Annotated in this window: 21 protein-coding genes; 7 read left to right on the forward strand and 14 right to left on the reverse strand. The window is 68.7% G+C overall.

Features of this window, described 5'->3' with window-relative positions; translation table 11 throughout:
• Positions 1-183: 183 nt before the first annotated feature.
• Both ROJ8625_RS12760 and ROJ8625_RS12765 read right to left on the reverse strand, forming a co-directional pair.
• The gene (locus ROJ8625_RS12760; RefSeq protein ID WP_085792265.1) at positions 184-2,478 is read right to left on the reverse strand and encodes a xanthine dehydrogenase family protein molybdopterin-binding subunit; all 2,295 of its coding nucleotides are present in this window, start codon (positions 2,476-2,478) and stop codon (positions 184-186) included.
• Between the two features lie 78 nt (positions 2,479-2,556).
• Positions 2,557-3,684, reverse strand: coding sequence for a type III PLP-dependent enzyme (locus ROJ8625_RS12765; RefSeq protein WP_085792266.1), 1,128 nt, complete (start codon positions 3,682-3,684; stop codon positions 2,557-2,559).
• 102 nt (positions 3,685-3,786) lie between these two features.
• Between ROJ8625_RS12765 and ROJ8625_RS12770 the strand changes: the two genes are divergently transcribed.
• Complete coding sequence (locus ROJ8625_RS12770; protein WP_085792267.1) at positions 3,787-4,224, forward strand: Lrp/AsnC family transcriptional regulator; 438 nt, start codon at positions 3,787-3,789, stop codon at positions 4,222-4,224.
• Here ROJ8625_RS12770 and ROJ8625_RS12775 read toward each other — a convergent pair.
• Complete coding sequence (locus tag ROJ8625_RS12775; protein WP_085792268.1) at positions 4,190-5,023, reverse strand: alpha/beta fold hydrolase; 834 nt, start codon at positions 5,021-5,023, stop codon at positions 4,190-4,192. The two genes, ROJ8625_RS12770 and ROJ8625_RS12775, sit on opposite strands and share 35 nt — an antisense overlap.
• Positions 5,023-5,622 carry a 2-hydroxychromene-2-carboxylate isomerase gene (locus ROJ8625_RS12780; RefSeq protein ID WP_085792269.1) on the reverse strand — a complete coding sequence of 200 codons (600 nt, stop codon included), beginning with the start codon at positions 5,620-5,622 and terminating at the stop codon, positions 5,023-5,025. The genes ROJ8625_RS12775 and ROJ8625_RS12780 overlap by 1 nt, the downstream gene beginning before the upstream one ends.
• A 93-nt stretch (positions 5,623-5,715) precedes the next feature.
• Here ROJ8625_RS12780 and ROJ8625_RS12785 point away from each other — a divergent pair, with 93 nt between their 5' ends.
• Entirely contained in the window at positions 5,716-6,726 is a 1,011-nt protein-coding gene (locus ROJ8625_RS12785) for a ribose-phosphate pyrophosphokinase (protein ID WP_085792270.1), read from the forward strand.
• A 64-nt stretch (positions 6,727-6,790) separates the two neighbouring features.
• On the opposite strand, the gene ROJ8625_RS12790 is transcribed toward ROJ8625_RS12785, so the two are convergent.
• From ROJ8625_RS12790 to ROJ8625_RS12820, 7 genes are all read right to left on the reverse strand, one after another.
• Entirely contained in the window at positions 6,791-7,141 is a 351-nt protein-coding gene (locus ROJ8625_RS12790) for an H-type lectin domain-containing protein (RefSeq protein ID WP_085792271.1), read from the reverse strand.
• Between the two features lie 161 nt (positions 7,142-7,302).
• Positions 7,303-7,740: a F0F1 ATP synthase subunit epsilon gene (locus ROJ8625_RS12795; RefSeq protein WP_085792272.1), complete on the reverse strand. Its 438-nt coding sequence runs from the start codon at positions 7,738-7,740 to the stop codon at positions 7,303-7,305.
• Between the two features lie 45 nt (positions 7,741-7,785).
• Positions 7,786-9,210 carry a F0F1 ATP synthase subunit beta gene (gene atpD / locus ROJ8625_RS12800; protein WP_085792273.1) on the reverse strand — a complete coding sequence of 475 codons (1,425 nt, stop codon included), beginning with the start codon at positions 9,208-9,210 and terminating at the stop codon, positions 7,786-7,788.
• A gap of 22 nt (positions 9,211-9,232) precedes the next feature.
• Positions 9,233-10,120, reverse strand: a complete 888-nt coding sequence (locus ROJ8625_RS12805; protein WP_085792274.1) for a F0F1 ATP synthase subunit gamma — start codon at positions 10,118-10,120, stop codon at positions 9,233-9,235.
• Between the two features lie 12 nt (positions 10,121-10,132).
• Positions 10,133-11,671 carry a F0F1 ATP synthase subunit alpha gene (gene atpA, locus ROJ8625_RS12810; RefSeq protein WP_085792275.1) on the reverse strand — a complete coding sequence of 513 codons (1,539 nt, stop codon included), beginning with the start codon at positions 11,669-11,671 and terminating at the stop codon, positions 10,133-10,135.
• Complete coding sequence (locus ROJ8625_RS12815) at positions 11,672-12,238, reverse strand: F0F1 ATP synthase subunit delta (protein ID WP_200813316.1); 567 nt, start codon at positions 12,236-12,238, stop codon at positions 11,672-11,674.
• 298 nt (positions 12,239-12,536) lie between these two features.
• Positions 12,537-13,274: a methyltransferase domain-containing protein gene (locus tag ROJ8625_RS12820; RefSeq protein WP_085792276.1), complete on the reverse strand. Its 738-nt coding sequence runs from the start codon at positions 13,272-13,274 to the stop codon at positions 12,537-12,539.
• Between the two features lie 80 nt (positions 13,275-13,354).
• Between ROJ8625_RS12820 and gloB the strand changes: the two genes are divergently transcribed.
• The 3 genes from gloB to ROJ8625_RS12835 all read left to right on the forward strand — a co-directional run bounded on the left by gloB (position 13,355) and on the right by ROJ8625_RS12835 (position 17,586).
• Complete coding sequence (gene gloB / locus ROJ8625_RS12825) at positions 13,355-14,122, forward strand: hydroxyacylglutathione hydrolase (RefSeq protein WP_085792448.1); 768 nt, start codon at positions 13,355-13,357, stop codon at positions 14,120-14,122.
• A gap of 174 nt (positions 14,123-14,296) precedes the next feature.
• Positions 14,297-16,624 (forward strand): ATP-dependent Clp protease ATP-binding subunit ClpA, encoded by a 2,328-nt coding sequence (clpA, locus tag ROJ8625_RS12830; protein WP_085792277.1) that lies wholly within the window; start codon positions 14,297-14,299, stop codon positions 16,622-16,624.
• A complete protein-coding gene (locus ROJ8625_RS12835; RefSeq protein ID WP_085792278.1) occupies positions 16,624-17,586 on the forward strand; it encodes a M23 family metallopeptidase in 963 nt (320 codons plus the stop codon). The genes clpA and ROJ8625_RS12835 overlap by 1 nt, the downstream gene beginning before the upstream one ends.
• Positions 17,587-17,619: 33 nt before the next feature.
• Here ROJ8625_RS12835 and ROJ8625_RS12840 read toward each other — a convergent pair whose 3' ends face one another.
• The 3 genes from ROJ8625_RS12840 to ROJ8625_RS12850 form a co-directional block, all read right to left on the reverse strand.
• Positions 17,620-19,608 carry a peptidoglycan -binding protein gene (locus ROJ8625_RS12840; RefSeq protein ID WP_085792279.1) on the reverse strand — a complete coding sequence of 663 codons (1,989 nt, stop codon included), beginning with the start codon at positions 19,606-19,608 and terminating at the stop codon, positions 17,620-17,622.
• Between the two features lie 3 nt (positions 19,609-19,611).
• Positions 19,612-20,886, reverse strand: a complete 1,275-nt coding sequence (locus tag ROJ8625_RS12845) for a biopolymer transporter ExbB (protein WP_085792280.1) — start codon at positions 20,884-20,886, stop codon at positions 19,612-19,614.
• An 86-nt stretch (positions 20,887-20,972) separates the two neighbouring features.
• Positions 20,973-21,500, reverse strand: coding sequence for a gamma-glutamylcyclotransferase (locus ROJ8625_RS12850; protein WP_085792449.1), 528 nt, complete (start codon positions 21,498-21,500; stop codon positions 20,973-20,975).
• Between the two features lie 65 nt (positions 21,501-21,565).
• Here ROJ8625_RS12850 and ROJ8625_RS12855 point away from each other — a divergent pair, with 65 nt between their 5' ends.
• Both ROJ8625_RS12855 and ROJ8625_RS12860 read left to right on the forward strand, forming a co-directional pair.
• Positions 21,566-22,501, forward strand: a complete 936-nt coding sequence (locus ROJ8625_RS12855; protein WP_085792281.1) for a DUF2125 domain-containing protein — start codon at positions 21,566-21,568, stop codon at positions 22,499-22,501.
• A 64-nt stretch (positions 22,502-22,565) separates the two neighbouring features.
• The gene (locus ROJ8625_RS12860; RefSeq protein ID WP_085792282.1) at positions 22,566-23,840 is read left to right on the forward strand and encodes an acetylornithine deacetylase/succinyl-diaminopimelate desuccinylase family protein; all 1,275 of its coding nucleotides are present in this window, start codon (positions 22,566-22,568) and stop codon (positions 23,838-23,840) included.
• Positions 23,841-23,846: the final 6 nt, after the last annotated feature.

Raw genomic sequence — 23,846 nt, forward strand, 5'->3', positions numbered from 1 at the left:
ACGGCAAGAAAAAAGCGCCCAAGGAAAACCTTGGGCGCCAGGTACGGAACGAGGGACAGTGAAGGTCTCGCGGGGGTTCCGATCCCGCGGCCTACACAGCAATATGGACCCAAAAGCCACAGTGTGAAGGCCCGTAAAGCGTTCGTGAACGAAAACTCTTGACCTTTGCCCCAAGGTGTCGGGTCACTCGGCCGCCACGGCGCCGGTCTCGAGCATTTCCCACACCCGCATCGGGGTGAACGGGATGTCCGCCTGACGCACGCCGCGATCCCAGAGCGCGTCCTGCACCGCGTTGGCCACCGCCGCGATGGCGCCGACGGTCCCGGCTTCGCCGCACCCTTTCATGCCGAGCTGGTTGGCCGTCGAGGGCACGGGTTCGGTCGAGAAGCCGATCATCGGCAGATTGTCCGCCCGGGGCATCGCGTAGTCCATGAAGGACGCGGTCAGCAGCTGCCCGTCCTCGTCGTAGACGACCCGTTCGAGCAACGCCTGCCCCAGACCCTGCGCCACGCCGCCATGCACCTGGCCCTCGACCAGCAACGGGTTCACGAGGTTGCCGAAATCGTCGACCACGCCGTAGCGGTCGACGCGGACCTGTCCGGTCTCGGGATCGACCTCGACCTCGGCCACGTGCGCGCCGTTCGGGAACGATCGCGCCTCGAGCTGGGCGGTGGCCGAATGCACCAGCAGGTCCTCGCGGCCGGCCGCCCGCGCCATCTCGGCGACCTCGAGGATCGTCGGCGAGATGTTGGATCCTTCGGCGCGGAACCGCTCGTCGTCCCACGTGATCGCGTCTTCCGGCACGCCCATCTCCGGGGCGAGGAAGGTCTTGAATGCGCTGACGATCTGGTCGACCGCCGTGAGAGTCACGTTGGTCTGCACGGTGACAGAGCGCGACCCGCCCGTGCCGCCGCCCCGCGCGATCAGGTCGCTGTCGCCCTGGACGACGCGGATCGCGTCGACCGGGATTCCGGTCTGGTCCGACAGGAACTGGCGATAGACCGTTTCGTGGCCCTGCCCGTTCGACTGCGTACCGACATACATCACCGCGCCGCCATCCTCGAATTCGATGCGCACGTCTTCCGACGGAGAGCCGAGGATCGCCTCGATGTAGTAGCAGATCCCCTGCCCGCGCAGCTTGCCCTCGGCCTCCGAGGCGGCGCGGCGCGCGGCGAAGCCGGCCGCTTCGGTCGCCTGGGCCGCCGAATCGAGCACACGTCCGAACGCGCCCACGTCGTAGGTCTCACCGGTGACGGTCGTGTAGGGGAATTGCTCGGGCCTGATGAAGTTGATGCGGCGCAGCTCCCACGGATCGACCCCCAGTTCCCGCGCGGCGCGGTCCATCATCCGCTCGAGCAGGTAGTTCGCCTCGGGCCGTCCGGCCCCGCGATAGGCGTCCACCTGCGTGGTGTTGGTGAAATACCCCTCCGAACGCAGCCAGGCCGTCGGCACGTCGTAGACGCCGGTCAGGACGCGGCTGAAGAGATGCGTCTGCATCAGCGGCCCGAACCCCGACAGGTAGGCACCGAGATTCGAGCGGGTATGCACGCGATACCCGGTGATCCGGTTGTCCGCGTCAAAGGCCAGCTCCGCGTCGGAAACGAGGTCGCGCCCGGAATTGTCCGACAGCATCGCCTCGCCCCGCTCGGAGAACCAGCGCACCGGGCGGCCGAGATGCCGCGCCGCGTACGCGACCAGGAAATACTCGGGATAGGGCATGGTCTTGGTGCCGAAGCCGCCGCCGACGTCGGGCGTGGTGACGTGCACATCGTCGGCCTCGAGGCCGAACGCCTTGGCGAGGAGCTTCTTCATCTCCCAAACGCCCTGCCCGGAAAAGGCGAAATGCAGCCGCGCGCCGTCCCATGTCGCGTGGCAGCCGCGCACCTCCATCGGATTCGAGATCACGCGGCTGTTCTCGACCGTCAGGCGCACCACGCGCGCCGCGGCGTCGAAGGCGGCGGCCGTCGCGGCCTCGTCGCCGATGCCGTAGTCGAAGGCGCGGTTGTCGGGCAGCGCATCGTGGATCGGCGTGTCGCCGGGCGCCGTGGCCATCTGTGCCGGCCGGTCGACGAGATCGAGCTCGATCAGCTCGGCCGCATCCTTCGCCGCCTCGGCGCTCTCGGCGAACACGACCGCGACCGGTTCGCCCACGAAGCGCACGCGGCCCTCGGCCAGGATCGGGCGGCGCGGCGGCTCGGTCTTCGTGCCGTCCCGGTTGGGCACCATGACCGTCGGCAGGCCGAGCGTCAGGCCGGCCTCCGCGAGGTCCGCGGCCGTCAGCACCGCATGAACGCCCTCGGCCCCGCGCGCGGCCGAAACGTCGAGACCGGTGATGTCGGCGTGTGCGACCGGCGACCGGAAAACATGGGCGAAGAGCGCGTCCTCCGGCGCGGTGTCGTCGATGTAGCGGCCCGCCCCGGTGAGGAAGCGCAGATCCTCGACACGTGTGACGGGCTGGCTCTTGCCGAACTTTTCCATGGGGCGTCCTCGCTGTGGCCGGGTGAGGCGGAGACTAGAGAGGCCGCTCGCAGTGTCCAGCCCCGCGCCCGGCGCGCGTCACTCGGCCGCCCCGAGCGTGACGACGTCGCGCGCGCCGTAGCCGTTGAACCCGGTGACCAGCGCCGCACCATAGGCGCCCATGCCCGGGATCAGCACGTAATCGCCCTCGGCCACGTCGCCGGGCAGCGGCAGGGCGTCGGGCAAGCGGTCGAGGCTGTCGCAGGTCGGCCCGAACACGACGCGGCGCACGGGGTCCCCGCGCCGCGCGGCTCCGTCGGGCGAGACGACGCGGATCCGTGCCGCGGGCGGCAGGTCGCGCCATTCCCCGAGCGCGCCATAGACGCCGTCGTTCAGGGTGATCGCCTCCGCGCCCGTCGCCTTGACCCGCAGGCACAGCGTGACGGCCTCGGCAACCATCGCGCGCCCGGGTTCGCACAGGAGCGTCGGCGGCGCGTCGAAGGCCGTGCGCGCAGCGGACCCGATCGCGTCGAAGATACGCGCGAGGTCCGGCGCATCGGCGTCGCGGTGCGACGGAAACCCGCCGCCCACGTTCAGCCGCGCCAGCGGGACACACGCCCGCGCGGCGACGTCGGCTGCCGCGTGGATGTAGCGCGCCCAGGCCGCACCGTCGGTACACTGCGTTCCGGGATGGAAGGTCATCGACGGGGTCAGCCCGCGCGCCGCCACCTGCCTCAGAAGCTCCGCCGCGACGTCGGGATCGGCCCCGAACTTGGCCCCGAAATCGTAGACCGCGCCGGCGACCGGCAGGCGCAGGCGCACCGATACCTCGGTGCCGGGCGCAAGAGCCGACAGCTTGTCGAGCTCCGAGGCCCGGTCGACCGACCACGAGGCGACGCCCCGGGCGCGGCCCGCCGCGATCTCGTCGCCCGAGCGCACGGGATTGTTGTAGTGCAGCACTGCCCCCGGCGCCGCCGCGCGCACGCGCGCCATCTCTTCCGGCGAGGCCACGTCGAACGCCGCGATCCCGGCCGATGCCAGCGTCTCGAGGATTTCCGGCGCGGGGTTGGCCTTGACCGCGTAGGTCACCTGTCCCGGAAACTCCGCGCGGAACCGCCGCGCCGTCTCGGCGAGCCGGTCGGGCCGGAAGAAGAAGACCGGCGCGTCGGGGCGCCGCCGGACCAGATGCGCGACCGGGTCGGTTGCGGGTATGTCGTGCGTGGTCATCCTGCCGCTCCTGCTCGTGTTTTTCTCAGGATCACCGCGGCAAATGTCGAAGTCTCGCGTCATATCTGACAGAGTGGCGTCAAAACCGGGCAGAGCGACGACATGGACAGGCAAATCGACGAAACCGATGCAGCGCTCCTCGCCGCGCTGGCCGAGGATGCCCGGGCCTCCGTGGCGGCGCTCGCCCGTCGGCTGGGGATCGCGCGCACCACCGTGCAGGCGCGGATCGAGCGGCTTGAATCACGCGGGGTGATCGCGGGCTACACATTGCGCACCGGCGCGCGGATGCGCCCCGCGCTGCGCGCCACCGTGCTCGTGTCGATCGAACCGCGCTCCGGCCCCGCGGTTCTGGCGCGCCTGAAGGCGCTTCCGGGCGTGGAGGCCGCACACACCACGAGCGGCCGCGTGGATATGATCCTCGAGGTGGTCGCGGACACGACCGAGGCGCTCGACCGCACCCTCGACCGGATCGGCGAGGTTCAGGGCGTGAAGAGCTCGGAAAGTCTCATCCACCTGTCGACCAAGATCGACCGTCGCTGAGCGCGGCGAGATCGCCGCGCAAGACCTCGGCCACTGCCTCGGCATGGGTGATCGGCACCATGTGCCCGGCGCCGGGGATGACGCTCGCGCGCGCGCCCGGAAGGCGCGCGGCAAGCCCCTCGTGCACAGCGGCCATGATCGGATCGGATTCGGCGCCGCGGATCAGCCGTACCGGAACTGCGATCGCCTCGGGCACGCCGGGCGCGAGAAGTCCCTTGGCGTCGTCGTTCAGCACGTCACCCACCGACAGCGTCAGCGGCATCTGCCCTGCCAGCCGCTCCCGCGCCGCCTCGGGCAGATCGTCCCAGTCGCCTTCGCCCCAGCGCGCGGTAAAGAGCCGTGCCGCCTCCTGCCAGTCGCCGCGCGACGCCGCGGCATCGAGCGGGCCGTACGCCGCGCGGTTGGCGGCGAAGCGATCGGGGGCAACGTCCCGCGCCGCGGCAAAGAGCACCGGCTCGATCAACGTGAGCGATCGCACCGCCTCCGGCCGCGTCTGGGCCAGCCGAAGCGCCACGGTCGCACCGAAGGAATGCCCCACGAGATGCGCCGGTCGGTCGAGGAACGATGCGGCGATGTCGGTCACGAGGTCGTGCAGGTCGCGCTTGCCGTCCCACGGCGCGCTGCGCCCGTGCCCCGGCATGTCCGGCGCCGTTGCCGTCCAGAAATCGCCGAGCGCATCGGCCAACCCGGCCCAGGCCCGCGACTGCGCCAGCGCGCAATGCAACAATAGTGCCGGCGCCGCGCCCGATCCGAAGACCCGCCAGCGGACCGGATGCCCGGCCCGAACGTCCTCTGGCATCAGATCCGGCCCGCGAGATGCAGGTCGAGATCCTCCAGCCGGTCGTGGCCCCAGAACCGCTGCCCGCCGTCGACGATGTAGAACGGCGACCCGAAGGCGCCCTGCGCCACCGCCTCTTCGAGGTTCGCGGCATAGGCCTCCGCCCCGGCCAGCAGGCCACTGTCGGCAAGCGCCGGGTCGAACCCCGCCGCGGACAGGCAGTCGCGCACGGTAGCGTCGGCGGCGATGTCGCGGTCCTCGGCCCAGCAGGCACGCAGAATGCCGTGAACGAGCGCGCCCAGGTCGCCGCCGCCGGCCTTCTGCGCCGCGATGATCGCGTAGCTCGAGGGCGCGGGGTTCGTCGGCCAGTGGGCGGGCTTCAGCTGCATCTGCATGTCGCGTTTCTTCGACAGTCGCAGGATCTCCTGCGCGCGGTATTCCTGCCGTGCGGGGTGACGCTCTGCCGGAGGCGTGCCGCCCGTGCGCGCGAACAGCGCCATGATGTCCAGCGGCTTGTAGGAGATGGACGCGGCGCGGCGCGTCGCGATCTCCTCGAGCCCCAGCCCGGCGAGGTAGGTGAACGGCGATAGCGTCGAGAAGTAGTAGTCGATATGCGGCATCGCGGCGTCTCCCGTCGGGCTTCGGCTTTGCCGGACGGTAGGGCCATGCTAAGCGCACCGCAACCTGACGATTCCCCTCGGAGCCCCTGCCGCATGCCCACCGTGATCGAACCCAAGCTCATCTCCGGAAACGCGAATCTGCCGCTCGCCCGCGCGATCGCACGGCGCATGTCGCTCTATCGGGGGATGTCGGTCGGGCTCGTCGACGCGCGGGTCGAGCGCTTCAACGATGGCGAGATCTTTGTCGAGGTGTTCGAGAACGTACGCGGCGAGGACATGTTCGTCATCCAGCCCACGTCGAACCCGGCCAACGACAACCTGATGGAGCTCCTGGTGATGACCGACGCGCTGCGCCGGTCGTCCGCGGCTCGGATCACCGCGGTCATTCCCTATTTCGGCTACGCGCGGCAGGACCGGCGCACCAAGGCGCGCACGCCGATCACGTCCAAGCTGGTGGCCAACATGATCGCCAGCGCGGGCATCGAGCGGGTCCTGACGATGGATCTGCACGCCGCGCAGATCCAGGGCTTCTTCGATATCCCGGTCGACAACCTCTATGCCTCGCCGATCTTCGCGCTCGACATCCTGAGCCAGTTCAAGGGCGACCTTCAGGATGCGATGGTCGTCTCGCCCGACGTGGGCGGCGTGGCGCGGGCGCGTGAGCTCGCCAAGCGGATCGACGCGCCGCTGTCGATCGTGGACAAGCGCCGGGAAAAGGCCGGCGAGGTCGCCGAGATGACCGTGATCGGCGAAGTCGCTGGCAAGAAATGCTTCATCGTCGACGACATATGCGACACCGCCGGAACGCTTTGCAAAGCGGCGGAGGTGCTCAAGGAACACGGCGCGACCGAGGTTCACGCCTACATCACCCACGGCGTGCTCTCGGGCCCGGCGGTGGAGCGGATCTCGAACTCGGTCATGAAGTCGCTCGTGATCACCGACTCGATCGCCTGCACCGAAGAAGCGCAGGCGGCGCCCAACATCCGCGTTGTCCCGACCGCGCCGATGTTCGCCCAGGCGATCCTGAACATCTGGAACGGCACCAGCGTGTCGTCACTGTTCGAGACGGAGACGCTCGGCCCGATCTACGAGGGCATCCTCTGAAGCGAAACGTCCGGCCGCCTCGTCGTCGGATCGGGACCGGGGCGCGCGGCGCCCGAAGCCGGGGTCAATAGAGCGTCCAGTCATCCTCACTCGCGACGGGCCCGATCGCCATCCACGACAGGCGCACGCGCGCGATGCGGGTGTCGCCCCAGGTTCGGAAGACCATCTCGAACCCGTCGGCGGCGACGTTCTCCGTGGAGAGATCGGCGCGCATGTTGGCCGCCGCGTCGACATCCCACAGCGCGAGCGACAGGTGCACGGCGGGCGGCGCGCTGAACGGATCGGGAAATTCGACGCGCCGGCGCCGCTCGCGCGATCCGGACCCGGTCCACATCTCGCCGCCATCGGCGAAGTCCGAGAACAGTTCCACGGTCCCCTGCGCCACGCCCATGCGATGGCTGTCGAAAGTCCTCATGCGGTCGTCCCGTCCGGTGCGTGCCGCACAGTGTCGGGGATCGCGGGCGGTTTGCAAACCCTCGCTTGTCGCAACCCCCTAGTCGCAAAACGAAAAGAGGCGCGCCCGCGGGCGCGCCCCTGTCATCTCGGGATACCGGCGAGCGACAGGCCCGCCCGGGATCAGAGGTTCGGCTGCTTCTCGGACAATCCGATATGGCCACCGACAGCAACCATGTCGGCCAGAAGCTTGGCCGCATCGTCGACCGGGCCGGGCTCGTTCTCGAAGGACTCCTTGGCCTTGCGATACTTTTCCTCGGCTTCGCTGACGAGATCCTCGTAGGTCTGCTGATCCATTTCCTCGCGCGGCAGCGCGCGCTCGGCCAGGACCGACAGGCCCTCGCCCAGCTCGGCGAAGCCGCCGGTCACGACGAACTGTTTGGTCTCGCCCTTGGCGGTCTCGACCGTCAGGATGCCGGGGCGCAGCGTCGTGATGAGCGGCGCATGGTTCGGCATCGCCGTCATGTCGCCGTCTGCACCGGGGATCTGGACCGACGCGACCTCTTCCTGCAGCAGCCGCCGCTCGGGGCTGACGAGATCGAAATTCATGGTCTCCGCCATTGGTCACTCCTTGTTGGGCGGGGCGCACCCCGCCCGGCATCAGTCTCAGGCGGCCTCGGACGCCATCTTCTCGGCCTTGGCCTTCACGTCCTCGATGCCGCCGACCATGTAGAAGGCGCCCTCGGGCAGGTGATCGTACTCGCCCGCGACCACGGCCTTGAACGACGAGATCGTGTCCTCGAGCGGCACCTGAACGCCGTCGGAGCCGGTAAAGACCTTCGCCACGTCGAACGGCTGCGACAGGAACCGCTGGATCTTCCGGGCGCGGGCCACGGTCAGCTTGTCCTCTTCCGACAGCTCGTCCATGCCGAGGATCGCGATGATGTCCTGCAGCGACTTGTAGCGCTGGAGGATCCCCTGCACGTCACGCGCGACGGCGTAGTGCTCTTCCCCGAGGATCTGCGGATCCATCAGGCGCGACGAGCTGTCGAGCGGGTCCACCGCGGGGTAGATACCGAGCTCGGAGATCGCGCGGTTGAGAACCGTCGTCGCGTCGAGGTGGGCGAAGGTCGTCGCCGGCGCGGGGTCGGTCAGGTCGTCCGCGGGCACATAGACCGCCTGGATCGAGGTGATCGATCCGGCCTTGGTCGAGGTGATCCGCTCCTGCATCTGGCCCATGTCGGTCGCCAGCGTCGGCTGGTAGCCCACGGCGGACGGGATCCGGCCCAGAAGCGCCGACACCTCGGAACCCGCCTGCGTGAAGCGGAAGATGTTGTCGACGAAGAACAGAACGTCCGTGCCGGACTGGTCGCGGAACTGCTCGGCCAGCGTCAGGCCGGTCAGCGCGACGCGGGCCCGTGCCCCCGGAGGCTCGTTCATCTGGCCATAGACGAGCGCCACCTGGCTCTCGGACAGGTTGTCGGGCTTGATCACGTTCGACTCGACCATCTCGTGATAGAGGTCGTTGCCTTCGCGGGTCCGCTCACCGACGCCGGCGAACACGGAGAAGCCCGAGTGCACCTTCGCGATGTTGTTGATGAGCTCCATGATCAGAACGGTCTTGCCGACGCCGGCGCCTCCGAAGAGGCCGATCTTGCCGCCCTTGGCGTAGGGGGCCAGCAGGTCGATCACCTTGATGCCGGTAACCAGCACCTCGGATTCGGTCGACTGCTCCTTGAAGTCCGGCGCCTCGGCGTGGATCGGGCGATACTCGTCCGCCTTGATCTCGTCGCCCTCGTCGACGGGCTCCCCCACGACGTTGAGGATCCGGCCGAGCGTCGCGTTGCCCACCGGCACCGTGATCGGGCCGTCGGTGTCGACAACTTCCTGGCCGCGGACCAGGCCTTCGGTGCCGTCCATGGCGATGGTGCGCACGGTGTTCTCGCCCAGGTGCTGGGCGACCTCGAGCACCAGCCGGCGGCCGTTGTTGTCGGTCGTGAGCGCGTTGAGGATCTCGGGCAGGTGGTCGTCGAACTGAACGTCGACCACGGCGCCGATGACCTGCGTCACTTTGCCTTTCGCGTTTGCCATCTTATCGTCTCCGGTCGTTTCGTTAGAGCGCCTCGGCGCCCGAGATAATTTCGATCAGCTCGTTGGTGATGACGGCCTGGCGGGTTCGGTTGTACTCGATGGTCAGGTCGTCGATCATCTCGCCGGCGTTGCGGGTCGCGTTGTCCATCGCGGACATCCGCGCGCCCTGCTCCGATGCGGCGTTCTCGAGCAGCGCCGAGAAGATCTGCGTCGCGACACCGCGCGGCAGCAGATCGGCAAGGATCTCTTCCTCGGACGGCTCGTAATCGTAGAGCGTGCCCGAGGATTGTCCGTCCTCGCCGGACTCCTCTTTCTCGTAGTGCGCCGGGATGATCTGCTTCTCCGTCGGGATCTGGCTGACCACGTTCTCGAACACCGAGTAGTAGATCGTCGCGACGTCGAACTCCCCGGCATCGAACCGGTCGAGCACGTCCTGCGCAATCCGCTGCGCGTCCGGATAGCTCAGGCGCTTCACGTCCGACAGATCGACATGGCCGATGAAGTGATCGCCGTAGTCGCGGCGCAGCGCGTCGCGGCCCTTCTTGCCGACGGTGAGGATTTTCACCTCCTTGCCCTGCTCACGCAGAGAGGCGGCCTTCTGGCGCGCGAGCTTGGCGATGTTGGCGTTGAAGCCGCCGCACAGGCCGCGCTCCGCCGTCATCACCACGAGCAGGTGCACCTTGTCCTCGCCGGTGCCGCGCAGAAGCCGGGGCGCGCTGTCGCTGTCACCCACCGACGCCGCGAGCGACGCCATCACCGCGTTGAACCGCTCCGCGTAGGGGCGGGCCATCTCGGCCGCATCCTGGGCACGGCGGAGCTTGGCCGCCGCGACCATCTGCATGGCCTTGGTGATCTTCCGCGTCGACTTGACGGAGGAGATCCGGTTTTTCAGGTCCTTGAGGGACGGCATACGCTGTCCTCCTTAGGCGAAGTCTTTGGCGTACTCGTCCAGCACGGCCTTGATGCGGTCGGCGGCCTCGCCCTTCACCTTCGGATCTTCCTTGGTGATCCAGTCGAGAAGGTCCTTGTTCTGGCCGCGCAGGTGCTTGAGCAGCCCCTGCTCGAACCGGCCCACGTCGCGGGTCGGGATGTTGTCGAGATAGCCGTTGGTGCCGGCAAAGATGATGACCACGATCTCCGCGTTGGTGAGCGGCGAATACTGCGGCTGCTTCATCAGTTCCGTCAGGCGCTCGCCGCGGTTCAGCTGGCGCTGGGTCGCGGCGTCGAGGTCCGAGCCGAACTGCGCGAACGCCGCCATTTCGCGGTATTGCGCAAGCTCCAGCTTCACCGGGCCGGCGACCGACTTCATCGCCGAGGTCTGCGCCGAGGAGCCCACGCGGCTCACCGACAGGCCGGTGTTCACTGCCGGGCGGATGCCCTGGTAGAACAGGTCGGTCTCGAGGAAGATCTGGCCGTCGGTGATCGAGATCACGTTGGTCGGAATGAACGCCGACACGTCACCGCCCTGCGTTTCGATGATCGGCAGCGCGGTCAGCGAGCCGGCACCGTTTTCCTCGTTCAGCTTCGCCGAACGCTCGAGCAGGCGCGAGTGCAGGTAGAAGACGTCGCCCGGGTAGGCTTCGCGGCCCGGCGGGCGGCGCAGCAGAAGCGACATCTGGCGGTAGGCGACGGCCTGCTTGGACAGGTCGTCATAGACCATCAGCGCGTGCCGACCGTTGTCGCGGAAGAACTCGCCCATCGCGGTGGCGGTGTAGGGCGCGAGGTACTGCATCGGCGCGGGGTCCGATGCGGTTGCGGCGACGACGATCGAGTATTCGATCGCGCCCGATTCCTCGAGCTTCTTGACCAGCTGCGCCACGGTGGACCGCTTCTGGCCGATGGCGACGTAGACGCAGTAGAGCTTCTGGCTCTCGTCGTCGCCCGCCGCCTCGTTGTAGCTCTTCTGGTTCAGGATCGTGTCGAGCGCCACTGCAGTCTTGCCGGTCTGGCGGTCGCCGATGATCAGCTCGCGCTGGCCGCGGCCGATCGGGATCATCGCGTCGACGGCCTTGAGGCCAGTGGCCATCGGCTCGTGCACCGACTTGCGCGGCATGATGCCCGGCGCCTTCACGTCCGCGACCGAACGCTGTGCCGCTTCGATCGGGCCCTTGCCGTCGATCGGGTTGCCGAGACCGTCGACCACGCGGCCGAGCAGCGCGTCACCCACCGGCACGTCCACGATCGAGTTGGTGCGCTTGACCACGTCGCCTTCGCGGATCTCGCGGTCGGAGCCGAAGATCACCACGCCGACGTTATCGGTCTCGAGGTTCAGCGCCATGCCGCGGATGCCGCCCGGGAACTCGACCATCTCGCCCGCCTGGACGTTGTCGAGGCCGTGCACGCGCGCGATGCCGTCGCCGACCGACAGGACGCGACCGACCTCGGCGACCTCGGCCTCCTGACCGAAGTTCTTGATCTGCTCCTTCAGGATCGCCGAAATCTCGGCTGCTTGGATACCCATTTATCCGACCTCTTTCATGGCATTCTGGAGGGAGGCGAGCTTCGAGCGGATCGAGGTGTCGATCATCTTCGAGCCCACCCTGACAACGAGACCGCCGATCAGGCCGGCGTCCACCTTGGTGTTCAGCTTGACGTCGCGGCCGACCTTGGACTTGAGCGTATCGGCCAGCGCACTGCGCTGCGCGTCGGTCAGCTCGACCGCGGAAGTGACGTCGGCGGTCACCTCGCCCTTTTCTTCGGCGATCATGTCGCGCAGCTGCGCGATCAGCGCCGGCAGGACGAACAGGCGCCGCTTGGACGCCATGAGCGCGAGCGTGTTCCGCACCGGCGTCGACAGGCCCATCTTTTCGGCGACCGCGCCGATCGCTGCCGACTGCGTGTCGCGGCTGTAGACCGGCGAGTGGATCAGTTCGGACAGCTCGTCGCTGTCGGACAGCGCCTGCGCCAGGTCGTCAACATCCCGTTCGAGCGTGTCGAGCGCACCCTCTTCCTTGCTGAGGGAAAACAGGGCGGCGGCGTAACGCTCGGCGATACCGGAGGAAATCGAAGCTGGTTCGGACACGTCCATCCTTCCGTATGTCGAGCCCCCGTGGCCGCCTTCGCGAGGCCAGGAGGCGGAGCGGTGGAGCCTCGGACACGGGCCAAGGCGTCAAAATCAGCGCGGATGTAGCAGAGGCACCCCCACCCCGCAACATGGTAAGAGGTTTTTTACGGGCGCCCGAAAGCCCCTGTTTTCAGGGCGATCGCGCCACCTGCGACCATCTGCGCGCGGCATGTGGCTTAACCGGTTCGCTTTTTCGTGAGCCCCCGCGCCTGACTCGCGGGCGCCGGCGCGATTGCAACGGTCGCCGCAGCGCGGCACGGGATCAGACGGGCTTTGCCACCGGTTTGGGCGCCAGCGACCCCAGCGGCTCGCGCACGCGCTCGCCGATACCGCGCCGCGTCGGCGGATAGCGCTTGGACGCCAGGACCATCATGACGCCGCCGGCCATGACCGCGGGGATCGACCGGCCGACGCGCTCCCACAACGGACCCGTGCGCATCCAGAACCGCCGTGTCGACGGCGGCTGGTAGAGCACCGAGACATGATCCTCGGGGATGAAGTCGTGCGCCTTGAGCTGCGCCTCGAGCTGGCCGCGCGAATACGGGCGCCCGTATCCGAAGGGCGTGCGGTCCGACCGCGCCCAGAGGCCCGACCGGTTTGGCACCACGAACAGCGCCTCGCCCCCCGGGCCCAGCACCCGGTAGCATTCGTCGAGAAGCGCCGACGCGTTGTCGCAGGTCTCGAGCCCGTGCATCACCACGAGCCGGTCCACGTGCCCGGTCTCCAGCGGCCAGTCCGTCTCGTGGCTGAGAACCGATACGTTCGGCAGCCCCGCGGGCCAGTGCATCACGCCCTGCGGCGCCGGCATGAGCGCCACGACCCGGCGCGAATCCGCGAGGAACGGGCGCAGCAGCGGCAGCGCGAAGCCGTAGCCCGCCACCGTGTGACCGTGCGTGTCGGGCCATGTCGTGCGGACCCGGTCGCGCACGATCTTCTGCGCCACGCGGCCGAGCGCGTTGCGATAATAAAAGTCGCGCAGGGTGCGCACGTCGAGATGCATTGCAGCGCTCCCGGGCTACGTCCTAGCCTCTGGCCGGACACGTCCGATGCGGACTCTTACTGACACGGAGCGAAATGGAAATGACCCTCGATCTCGTGACCCTCCCCGCCTTGTCGGATAACTACACGTTCCTGTTGCATGATGACGACAGTGGCGCGACGGCGGTGATCGACGTTCCGGAGGCCGCGCCGATCGACGCGGCGCTGCGCGAGCGCGGCTGGACGCTGTCGGAGATCTGGCTGACCCACCACCACGCGGATCACATCCAGGGCGTCGAGGCGCTTCTGGCGAAGCATCCGGCAAAGGTCACCGGCGCGCGCGCCGACACCCATCGTCTGCCGCCGCTCGACCGCGCGGTATCCGATGGCGACAGCTTCACCTTCGGCGGCGAGGAGGTGCACGTGATGGACGTCTCCGGGCACACCGTGGGCCACATCGCCTTTCACCTTCCGGGCTCCACGATCGCGTTCACCGCCGACAGCCTGATGGCGCTCGGCTGCGGCCGGGTTTTCGAAGGCAGCATGGAGCAAATGTGGGACAGCCTGCAGAAATTCACCGTTCTCGATCCCGAGACGACGATCTGTTCGGGCCACGAATATACCCAGAAGAATGCCGAGTTCGCGCTCACTATTGAACCGGACAGTTCAGCGCTTAAATCTCGTGCTGACGCCATCGCGGCGGCCCGGGCCCGGGGCGAGCCCACGGTGCCGTCGCGCCTCTCCGATGAACTCGCCACCAATCCGTTTCTCCGTGCGGCCGACGAGCCCGTCCGCCGCAACCTGGATATGATGGATGCCCCCGCGGCCGAGGTCTTTGCCGAGATCCGGCGCCGCAAGGACGCCTTCTGACGTCACCCGGGCGGATGACGCACAGAGGTCACGCAGTCGCCTTGGTCACGCCGATTGTGAGGGCGACCGTCACAGAAAATACTTGAAGCAGTGGGTCGATCGACCGAACTTTAACTTCAAGAGGCAAAGTTGGAGGCTGCGGCCTCCGGCGCAGACAAGAGGAGCACATAACCCGTGCCTTCATTCTCGAACACTCTTGAGCAGGCCATCCACGCGGCGCTGGCGCTGGCGAATTCGCGCAGCCATGAGTTCGCGACGCTCGAGCATCTCCTTCTCGCGCTGGTCGACGAACCGGATGCCGCCCGCGTGATGAAGGCGTGCGACGTCGATACAGAGGACCTTCGCACCAGCCTGGTCGAATTCATCGACGGTGACCTGTCCAACCTCGTCACCGACATCGAAGGATCGGAGGCGGTGCCGACCGCGGCCTTCCAGCGTGTCATTCAGCGCGCCGCCATCCACGTGCAGTCGTCGGGCCGCACCGAGGTCACCGGCGCAAACGTGCTCGTCGCCATCTTCGCCGAGCGGGAATCGAACGCGGCCTACTTCCTGCAGGAGCAGGAAATGACGCGGTACGACGCGGTGAACTTCATCGCACATGGCGTCGCCAAGAACCCCGCCTACGGCGAAAGCCGCCCGGTCCAGGGTGCCGCCGAGGAGGAAGAAGCCCAGCAGGCAGAAACCGCCGCCGCCGGCGACCAGAAGGAATCGGCTCTCGGCAAGTATTGCGTCGATCTCAACGCGAAGTCCCGCAAGGGGGACGTCGACCCGCTGATCGGGCGCGACGGCGAGGTCGAGCGCTGCATCCAGGTGCTGTGCCGCCGGCGCAAGAACAACCCGCTGCTCGTGGGCGATCCCGGCGTCGGCAAGACCGCAATCGCCGAAGGCCTCGCGCGCAAGATCGTCAACGGCGATACGCCGGAGGTTCTCGCCAACACGACCATCTACTCGCTCGACATGGGCGCGCTGCTCGCCGGGACCCGCTACCGCGGCGACTTCGAGGAGCGTCTGAAGGCCGTGGTCAACGAGCTCGAGGAGCATCCCGACGCGGTGCTGTTCATCGACGAGATCCACACCGTGATCGGCGCCGGCGCGACATCGGGCGGCGCGATGGACGCCTCCAACCTCCTGAAGCCTGCGCTTCAGGGCGGGCGGCTGCGCACCATGGGCTCCACCACCTACAAGGAGTTCCGCCAGCACTTCGAGAAGGACCGCGCGCTTAGCCGCCGGTTCCAGAAGATCGACGTCAACGAGCCGTCCGTCGAGGACAGCGTGAAGATCCTCAAGGGCCTGAAGCCCTATTTCGAGGAGCATCACGCGATCAAGTACACCAACGATGCGATCAAGACGGCGGTCGAGCTTTCGGCGCGCTACATCAACGACCGCAAGCTGCCCGACAAGGCGATCGATGTGATCGACGAAGCCGGTGCGGCCCAGCACCTCGTGGCCGAATCGAAGCGGCGCAAGTCCATCGGCGTGAAGGAAATCGAGGCCGTGGTGGCCAAGATCGCCCGCATCCCGCCGAAGAACGTGTCGAAAGACGACGCAGAAGTCCTGCGCGATCTCGAGGGCTCGCTGAAGCGCGTGGTCTTCGGCCAGGATCCGGCGATCGAGGCGCTGTCCTCGGCGATCAAGCTGGCACGGGCCGGCCTGCGCGAACCGGAAAAGCCGATCGGCAACTACCTGTTCGCGGGTCCGACCGGCGTCGGCAAGACCGAGGTCGCCAAGCAGCTGGCCGATACGCTCGGCGTGGAGATGCTGCGCTTCGACATGTCGGAATACATGGAGAAGCACGCCGTCAGCCGTCTGATCGGCGCACCGCCGGGCTATGTCGGGTTCGACCAGGGCGGCCAGCTGACCGACGGCGTGGATCAGCACCCGCACTGCGTGCTGCTGCTCGACGAGATCGAGAAGGCGCACCCGGATGTCTACAACATCCTGCTGCAGGTGATGGACCACGGCTCGCTGACCGACCACAACGGCCGGACGGTCGATTTCCGCAACGTGATCCTCATCATGACCTCGAATGCCGGCGCGACAGAGCAGGCGAAGGCGGCGATCGGCTTTGGCCGGGACCGTCGCGAGGGCGAGGACACCGCGGCGATCGAGCGGACCTTCACGCCGGAATTCCGCAACCGTCTCGACGCGGTGATCTCGTTCAAGCCGCTGCCGCGCGAGGTGATCCTGCAGGTCGTCGAAAAGTTCGTGCTGCAACTCGAGGCCCAGCTTCTGGACCGTGGCGTCACGATCGAGCTGACCCGTCCCGCCGCCGACTGGCTGGCCGAGAAGGGCTACGACGACAAGATGGGGGCTCGCCCGCTGGGCCGCGTCATCCAGGAGCACATCAAGAAGCCGCTCGCCGAAGAGCTGCTCTTCGGCAAGCTCCAGAAGGGCGGCGTCGTCCGCGTGTCGGTCAAGGACGACACGCTGCAGCTGGATCTCGACGGTCCCGAGAAGCGGCGCCTGTCGTCGAAGCGTCCGCCGCTGCTGACCGCAGAGTGATGCTGCGCGCCAGTGCAGCGATCCTGATCGCCTCCGCCGCGCCTGCCGCGGCGGAGGCTTTTCTGTCCGTGCCGCTCGACTGCACGCTCGGGCAGGACTGCTTCATCGAGGATTATCACGACGTCCAGCCCGGCCCCGGGCAGCAGGACTATACCTGCGGGATCAAGTCGCGCGACGCGCACTACGGCACGGACTTCGCGCTTCTGTCCTTCAACGCGATGGAGCGTGGCGTCGACGTGCTCGCGGCGGCCGACGGCGTGGTCGAGGCGACCCGAGACGACGAGGACGACATCCCCTTCACGCCCGAACGCCGCGCCGCGATCGAAGGACGCGAGTGCGGCAACGCCGTGCGCATCGGCCACGACAACGGGTACCAGTCGCTCTACTGCCACATGAAGAAGGGCTCCATCGCCGTGTCGAGCGGCGACCGGGTTTCGGCCGGCGACACGCTGGGCCAGGTCGGGCTGTCGGGCGAAACCAATTATCCTCACGTGCATTTCGCGCTCTTGCGCGGCTCCGAGCGGGTCGATCCCTTCGCGCCGGACAGCACCGCGACCTGCGGCGCCGGCGGCGACACGCTCTGGCTGGATCCTCCCGCGTATATCCGCTCGGGGCTCTTCACCGCCGGTTTCTCGATCGAAGTGCCGACCTTCGAGGACGTGCAGTCGGGCGCCGCGCGGCACAAGCGCTCTGCGCCGAACGAGCCGCTCGTGCTCTACGGCCACGCCTTCTATCCAGAGGCCGGCGATGTCCTGAACCTGTCTGCTAAGGGGCCGGAGGGCGAGATCTTTGCCGAGGACGTGATGATCGAAGAAAGTCGCGCGCAGCTCTTTCGCGCCGTCGGCCGCCGCGCCCCCGACACGGGCTGGCCCGAGGGCACTTATCACGGCAGCGTCCGGCACACCCGCGGGGATACCGTGATCGCCATCCGCCACGCCGAGATCGACGTCACCTCCGACTGAGACACGCGCCCGCAAGAGGGTGCGCGTGCGTCCTCAGCCCTCCGTCAGCTTAAGCTCGATGCGCCGGTTCTGAGCCCGCGCCTCCGCGGTGTCAGCGGGATTGATCGGCTGGTACTGTCCGAACCCGTTGGCAGCCAGCCGCTGCGGCGACAGGCCGTGTTCGTCGATGAGGTAGCGCACCACTGACAGCGCCCGCGCCTGGCTCAGATCCCAGTTGTCCTCGAACCGTGCGTTTGCGCGCACCGGCGTGTCGTCGGTATGCCCGTCGACGCGGATCACCCAGTCGAGCTCGTCGGGGATGTCCGCGGCCACGCGCTGCAGAATGTCGGCCACGCGCGCGATCTCCTGCCGCCCCTGCGGCGACAGCGTGTCCGCGCCCTGCGCGAACAACACCTCGGAGGAAAAGACGAACCGGTCGCCTTCGATCCGGACACCCTCGGTGTCGCCCAGAACCTCGCGCAGCCGCCCGAAGAACTCCGATCGGTAGCGCTCCAGGTCCTGCGCCTCCGCCTCAAGCCGCTGGCGCTCCGCCTCTTCCAGCGCGCGCCGGCGGCGCTCCTCGGCGGCGACCTGGGCCAGCGCCTGGTTCAGGTCCTGGCCAAGGGTCTGCAGCTCCACCTGCGCCGCCGCGTCGCGCGCCTTGTAATCGTCGAGCAGCGCCTGCAGCTGCGACAGCTGCGTGCGCAACGTCGCGACCTGCTGGTTCAAAAGCTCGGTCTGGCGCACCGCCTCGTCGGCCCGGTCGCTCTCGGTCGCCAGCTCGGCGCGCGCCGTTTCGAGAAGCGCCGCGCGTGTGTCGGCCTGCGTCTGCGCATCCTCGGCAGCGCCCTCGGCCTCCTGCCGCGCCGCCAGCGCCGCGACCAGCCGGTCGCGCACCTCGGTCTCCGACAGCTCGGCCGCCTCTTGCGCCGCGACCGCGGCGGCCAGCAGTTCCGACAGCTCCGCCGAACGCGCCTCGGCGACGTCGAGCTCCGCCCGCAGCGTCTCGGCCGTTTGCGCCCGCTCCTCGGCTGCGGCGCCCTGCGCTGCCAACTCCGCCTCAAGTGCCGCGGTTTCGTCCTCGAGGGCGGCGATGCGCGCCGTTGCCGACTGCGCCGCATCCGCCTCGGCCAGCGCCTGCGCGAGGCGCGCGTTCAGGTCGTCCTCCGCCGCCCGCGCCGCGGCCAGCAATGTCAGCGTCTCCTCCGCCTCCGCGCGCTCGGCTTCGAGCGCCAGCGTCATCGCCGTCAGTTCGGCGTTGGCGGCCTCGAGCCGGGCGCGCAGCGCCCGCGCGGCCTCCGCCTCGGCCAGCCGGGCCTGCTCTTCTTCGGTCAGCTGCGCCTCCAGCCCCTCGACCTCGCCCGAAAGCGCGGCGATCCGGCCGCTCGCCGCGTCGCCCTCGGCACGCAGATCGGCCACCAGCGCCTCGAGCGCCTCGCGCTGCGCCGCGGCCAGCCGCGCGGCCTCGGCCTCGCGGTCGGTCTCGGACCGCGCCTTCGCCAGCGCCAATTCCAGCGCGTCGCGCTCCTCGGCCAGCGCGTCGCGCGCCGCGGTCAGGTCCGCCTCGGACGCACTCAGAGCCGCGACCTCGGCCTCGGCCTCCTCCTGCCGTGCCAGAAGCGCCGCGACCCGGTCCTCGAAATCGGCGATTTCGGCCTCGGCCGCGGCAAGATCCGCCGCCTGCGCATCGCGCGTCTCGGACAATTGGCGAATGATGGCATCCTGCTCGGCCAGCCGCGTCTCGGTGTCGTCGAGCGTCGCCGTCAGCTCGCCCAGCTGTCCCTCGAGCGCCGCGTTCTCGCGCTCGGCCACCCCGAGCGCCGAGGCGAGCGAGGAGACCTCGGCGGCCAGCTGCGACAGCCGGCTTTCCTGGCTTTCGATCTGGGTCTCCTGCCCGGTGATCGTCTCGCGCAGGACGAACTGGATCACCATGAAGATCGTCAGCACGAACATGAGCACGAGCAGAAGGCCGGTCATCGCGTCGACGAAGCCCGGCCAGATCGCGGTCTGGACGCGTTGCCCGGATCGGCGCGCCAGCGCCATGGCTCAGCCCTCCCGGCTCTGTTTGGTCTGGAACCGCTGCGGCCGCACGGTCGAGGAGGGCCCCTGCCCCGTGCCGCCTGCGGCCGCGCCCGATCCGCCACTCGCCGGCGCCGTCTGACCGCGTGGCGCGGTCTGCCGGCTGATCTGGCCCAGCGTCCGCGTGAGCGCCGCCAGATCGGTACGCAGCTCCGCCATGCTTTCCTGCCGGCCGGCCGAGATCTCCTCGAGCAGGCGCAGCATCTGCACGTCGATCGACCGCAGCCGCATCCGGCTTTCGGCGTCGAGCGCGCCCTCGGTCTCGCGCGAGCCCAGCGCCTCGACAAGACGCTCCTGCCCGTCCGCGATGCGGTTGAGCGCGGTGGCCGACGGCGCCGTCGCCTCCATCCGCTCGGTCATGCGTTCGAGCGAATCCGCCAGTTGGCCCAGCCGCGCCTCGACCTCGCTGCGCGCATCCTCGGACCGGGCATAGAGCGACTGCATCGCCTCCATCTGGTCGGCCACCTGTTCCAGAGCGAGCGCCGCGCCGGACATCTCGTCGCCGCCGTCGGACGCCGACACGCCGATCCGCGTGATCGACGACAGCCATTCCTCCAGCTCACGGTAGAACCGGTTCTGCCCGTGTCCCGCGAACAGCTCCAGCAGCCCGACGATCAGCGACCCGGCCAGACCCAGAAGCGAAGAGGCAAAGGCCACGCCCATGCCGCCCAGCTGCCCCTCGAGACCGTTCATCAGGCGGGCGAAGACCTCGGTCCCGCTCTCGCCATCCTCCGGCACCAGGCTGCGGATCGTGTCGACCAGCGCCGGCACCGTCGTCGCCAGCCCGTAGAACGTGCCGAGCAGGCCGAGAAAGATCAGCAGCGACACGATGTAGCGGGTGATCTCGCGCGCCTCGTCGATCCGCTGCGCCACCGAGTCGAGGATCGAGCGCGTCGAGGTCGTGGTGATCTGCATCCGCCGCCCGCGCGAACGCAGGAGCGTCGCCAAAGGCGCCAGGAGGCGCGGGGCGCGCCGTTCGCGGTCGTCGCGCCCGCCGGTTACGAAGCCCTCGATCCAGCGCACCGACGTGATGATCTGCGCGACCTGCCAGAAACAGGCGAGCACGCCCACCACGAAGACCGCGAGGATGAACCCGTTGAGATACGGGTTCGCCTCGAACACCGGCAGCACCCGCGGCAGCGCCATGATGGCGCCCGCCACGCTCAGCACGAGCACCGCCACCATCGCGAGGGTCTGGCGGATCGGCTGGGAGAACTGGGGATCGACGTCCGGCTGCGCCATCGGCGGACCGCCTCTCGGAAACGCTAGGGGTTTGAATGCAAAATCACGTTCGGACCCTATGCGGGTTCACGGGGCAAGCCAAGCGGTCACGCTGCAAGTGCACGGACACGTTCGCTTAACCATTGCAGTTCTGCATCCGGGATGCCCAGTTCGGCCAGATGACTGGCGGTATTCCAGAGATACTCGGTATTGGGTCCGCGTCCGCCCACCGCGCGGGCGATGATCTGCGCCTGCTCCTCCAGCGTCAGATGCGCCGCGTACTGCACGTGATCCGGGTCGATCACGTAGGCCAGCGCCGTCAGCGCGCCGTCGGGGGTTTCGAGTTCGACCAGCCGTTCGAGGTAGGCCGAGGAAACGAGTTCGCGCTCGCGCAGGTAGGCCAGCACCGCCTCGGTCTCGTCGTCCTGCGCGGCCAGCGCGAGCCCGTCGCAGGACGCCCCCGGCTGCGCGTCGAGAGCGAGAACGAGGCCCGGATCCTCGGCGGTGCCGCGATGATGGACGGAGCGCATGCAGAAGCTGCGGTGGTAGCCGGTCAGCCGGGCCCGGCGGGTCTGAGCGACCTCGAACCCCGGGTTCCAGAGCAGCGATCCGTATCCGAACACCCAGAGGGTCATGGCCATGGTCCTCGTCTGACCGCGCCTGTAAACACGATCGACGAGCGGGCCGAAAGGGGCAGGAGATGAAGAGACTGGCGATCCTCGTGGCGGCTGCAGCGGTGCTGTGGTCAGGCTACTGGTGGGTTGAGGCGCGGGCCTTCCGGTCGCTGACCGCCGGCGCCTTCGCCGATCTGCAGGCCGACGGGTGGGAGGCGCGCTATTCCGACCTGTCGGTGTCGGGCTTTCCGAATCGCGTCGACGCGACGGTCGAGGATCTCGTCCTGGCCGATCCGCCCGGCGATACCGCGTGGGAAGCTCCGTTCGTGCAGGTCTTCCGCCTCGTCTACGATCATTCGCATTTCATCTTCGCCTTCCCCGAACGCCAGCACGTGACGCTTGACGGCACGCGCTCCGATGTGACGAGCGAAGGGCTCCGCGCGAGCCTCGTGCTCGGGCCCGGGCAGAGCCTCGGCCGGCTTCATGCCGAGGCGGTGCGGCTGACCGCGGTGTCCGACGACGGGCGGCTCGACCTGTCGGACCTGCGCGCCAACCTCGACGCGGTGGAGCCCGGATCGCGGGACTATCGCCTGTCGGTCGCAGCGAAGGACGGCCGCGAGGCCGACCGCGACCTGAGCCTGCGCGCGACGCTCACCTTCGATGCCCCGCCGGGGCTGTCGGACGCCGCCGCGCGGATCGAGACGATCGACATCGCACGCGCCGAATACACCCTGCCCGATGCGCGCGTGCGCCTGTCGGGCACGCTCGACGTGGACGACCGCGGGCGGCTTTCGGGCGATGTGTCGATCCTCGCCGAGGATTGGCAGGCCCTGCTCGACGATGCGGTGGACGAAGGCCGCGTCCCCGAAAGCTGGGCCGAGACGGCCGAGGACGCGCTCGGCCTCGTGGCGCGCATCCGCGGCTCCGAGGCGACGCTCGACGTCGGGCTGCGGCTCGAACGGGGCGAGGTGTATCTCGGACCCGTGCGGATCGGCGAAGCCCCCCGCTTGCCGGCGGAATGACGATCCCGGGTTGCGCGTGGCCGGCCGGCCGGAGGACACTCGCCCGCGCACCCGGAAGGATCCCATGACCGACGCCCTCTCCCACCGCATCGCCGACAGCCGCGACGACCTCGTCGCGCTGACGTGCGAGCTCATCCGCGTGCCGACACGCAACCCGCCGGGCGAGAACTATCGCGCGATCTGCGAGCTCTTGGAGACCCGGCTGCGCCGTACCGGGTTCGACTGCCAACTGATCCGGGCGACCGGCGCGCCGGGCGACACCGACGCGTTTCCGCGCTGGAACATCGTGTCGCGGCGCGAGGGGCGCCGCCCCGGCCCGTGCCTGCATTTCAACGGGCATACCGATGTCGTCACCGTGGGCGAAGGCTGGACCCGTGATCCCTTCGGCGCGGCGGTCGAGGGCGACCGGATCTACGGCCGCGGCGCCTGCGACATGAAGGGCGGGCTCGCCGCCGCGATCGTCGCGGCCGAGGCGTTCATCGCCACGTATCCCGACTTTGCCGGCGCGATCGAGATCAGCGGAACCGCCGACGAGGAATCCGGCGGCTACGGCGGCGTCGCGCATCTCGCCCGGGAGGGCTGGTTCGCACCGGGCCGCGTCGATCACGTCATCATCCCCGAACCGCTCGGCAAGGACAGGATCTGCCTCGGTCACCGCGGCGCGTGGTGGGCCGAGATCGAGACCCGGGGTGAGATCGCGCACGGCTCGATGCCGTTTCTCGGCGATTGCGCGGTGCGGCACATGGGGGCCGTGATCGCCGCGTTCGAGGCCGAGCTCTTCCCCTCTCTCGCGGCGCGGCGCACGGACATGCCGGTGATCCCGGACGGCGCGCGCGCCGGAACGCTGAACATCAACGCGCTGCACGGCGGCGCGCCGGAGCGCGCGCCGGACGACACCGCACTGCCCGCCTGCAACGTGCCCGATCGCTGCGTGATGCAGATCGACCGCCGGGTGCTCGTCGAGGAGGGCGTGGACGCCGCGGCCGAGGAGATCGCGGCGCTGCTCGACCGTCTGAAGGCGACGCGCCCGGGCTTCGACTACGCGCTGCGCGAAATCAACCGCGTGATCCCGTCGATGACGGACCCGGATGCGCCGGTCGTCACGACGCTGCAGGGCGCCATCGCCGACACGTTGGGCGCCGAGGCCGCCTTCGTCGCGTCGCCCGGCAGCTACGACCAGAAGCATATCGACCGTATCGGCACGCTGAAAAACTGCGTCGCCTACGGGCCCGGCATCCTCGAACTTGCGCACAAGCCCGACGAGTGGATCGGGATCACCGACATGCTCGACAGCGCGCGGGTCATGGGACGCGTGATGGAGCGCCTTCTGCTTCCCTGAGCGGGG

The organism is Roseivivax jejudonensis (genome assembly GCF_900172265.1).
GTDB classification, from domain to species: domain Bacteria; phylum Pseudomonadota; class Alphaproteobacteria; order Rhodobacterales; family Rhodobacteraceae; genus Roseivivax; species Roseivivax jejudonensis.

Excerpts from the sequence above, each read along its gene's own strand:
- ROJ8625_RS12760 (WP_085792265.1), bottom strand. The coding sequence starts at position 2,478 with ATGGAAAAGTTCGGCAAGAGCCAGCCCGTCACACGTGTCGAGGATCTG.
- ROJ8625_RS12765 (WP_085792266.1), bottom strand. The coding sequence starts at position 3,684 with ATGACCACGCACGACATACCCGCAACCGACCCGGTCGCGCATCTGGTC.
- ROJ8625_RS12770 (WP_085792267.1), top strand. The coding sequence starts at position 3,787 with ATGGACAGGCAAATCGACGAAACCGATGCAGCGCTCCTCGCCGCGCTG.
- ROJ8625_RS12775 (WP_085792268.1), bottom strand. The coding sequence starts at position 5,023 with ATGCCAGAGGACGTTCGGGCCGGGCATCCGGTCCGCTGGCGGGTCTTC.
- ROJ8625_RS12780 (WP_085792269.1), bottom strand. The coding sequence starts at position 5,622 with ATGCCGCATATCGACTACTACTTCTCGACGCTATCGCCGTTCACCTAC.
- ROJ8625_RS12785 (WP_085792270.1), top strand. The coding sequence starts at position 5,716 with ATGCCCACCGTGATCGAACCCAAGCTCATCTCCGGAAACGCGAATCTG.
- ROJ8625_RS12790 (WP_085792271.1), bottom strand. The coding sequence starts at position 7,141 with ATGAGGACTTTCGACAGCCATCGCATGGGCGTGGCGCAGGGGACCGTG.
- ROJ8625_RS12795 (WP_085792272.1), bottom strand. The coding sequence starts at position 7,740 with ATGGCGGAGACCATGAATTTCGATCTCGTCAGCCCCGAGCGGCGGCTG.
- atpD (WP_085792273.1), bottom strand. The coding sequence starts at position 9,210 with ATGGCAAACGCGAAAGGCAAAGTGACGCAGGTCATCGGCGCCGTGGTC.
- ROJ8625_RS12805 (WP_085792274.1), bottom strand. The coding sequence starts at position 10,120 with ATGCCGTCCCTCAAGGACCTGAAAAACCGGATCTCCTCCGTCAAGTCG.
- atpA (WP_085792275.1), bottom strand. The coding sequence starts at position 11,671 with ATGGGTATCCAAGCAGCCGAGATTTCGGCGATCCTGAAGGAGCAGATC.
- ROJ8625_RS12815 (WP_200813316.1), bottom strand. The coding sequence starts at position 12,238 with ATGGACGTGTCCGAACCAGCTTCGATTTCCTCCGGTATCGCCGAGCGT.
- ROJ8625_RS12820 (WP_085792276.1), bottom strand. The coding sequence starts at position 13,274 with ATGCATCTCGACGTGCGCACCCTGCGCGACTTTTATTATCGCAACGCG.
- gloB (WP_085792448.1), top strand. The coding sequence starts at position 13,355 with ATGACCCTCGATCTCGTGACCCTCCCCGCCTTGTCGGATAACTACACG.
- ROJ8625_RS12835 (WP_085792278.1), top strand. The coding sequence starts at position 16,624 with ATGCTGCGCGCCAGTGCAGCGATCCTGATCGCCTCCGCCGCGCCTGCC.
- ROJ8625_RS12840 (WP_085792279.1), bottom strand. The coding sequence starts at position 19,608 with ATGGCGCTGGCGCGCCGATCCGGGCAACGCGTCCAGACCGCGATCTGG.
- ROJ8625_RS12845 (WP_085792280.1), bottom strand. The coding sequence starts at position 20,886 with ATGGCGCAGCCGGACGTCGATCCCCAGTTCTCCCAGCCGATCCGCCAG.
- ROJ8625_RS12850 (WP_085792449.1), bottom strand. The coding sequence starts at position 21,500 with ATGACCCTCTGGGTGTTCGGATACGGATCGCTGCTCTGGAACCCGGGG.
- ROJ8625_RS12855 (WP_085792281.1), top strand. The coding sequence starts at position 21,566 with ATGAAGAGACTGGCGATCCTCGTGGCGGCTGCAGCGGTGCTGTGGTCA.
- ROJ8625_RS12860 (WP_085792282.1), top strand. The coding sequence starts at position 22,566 with ATGACCGACGCCCTCTCCCACCGCATCGCCGACAGCCGCGACGACCTC.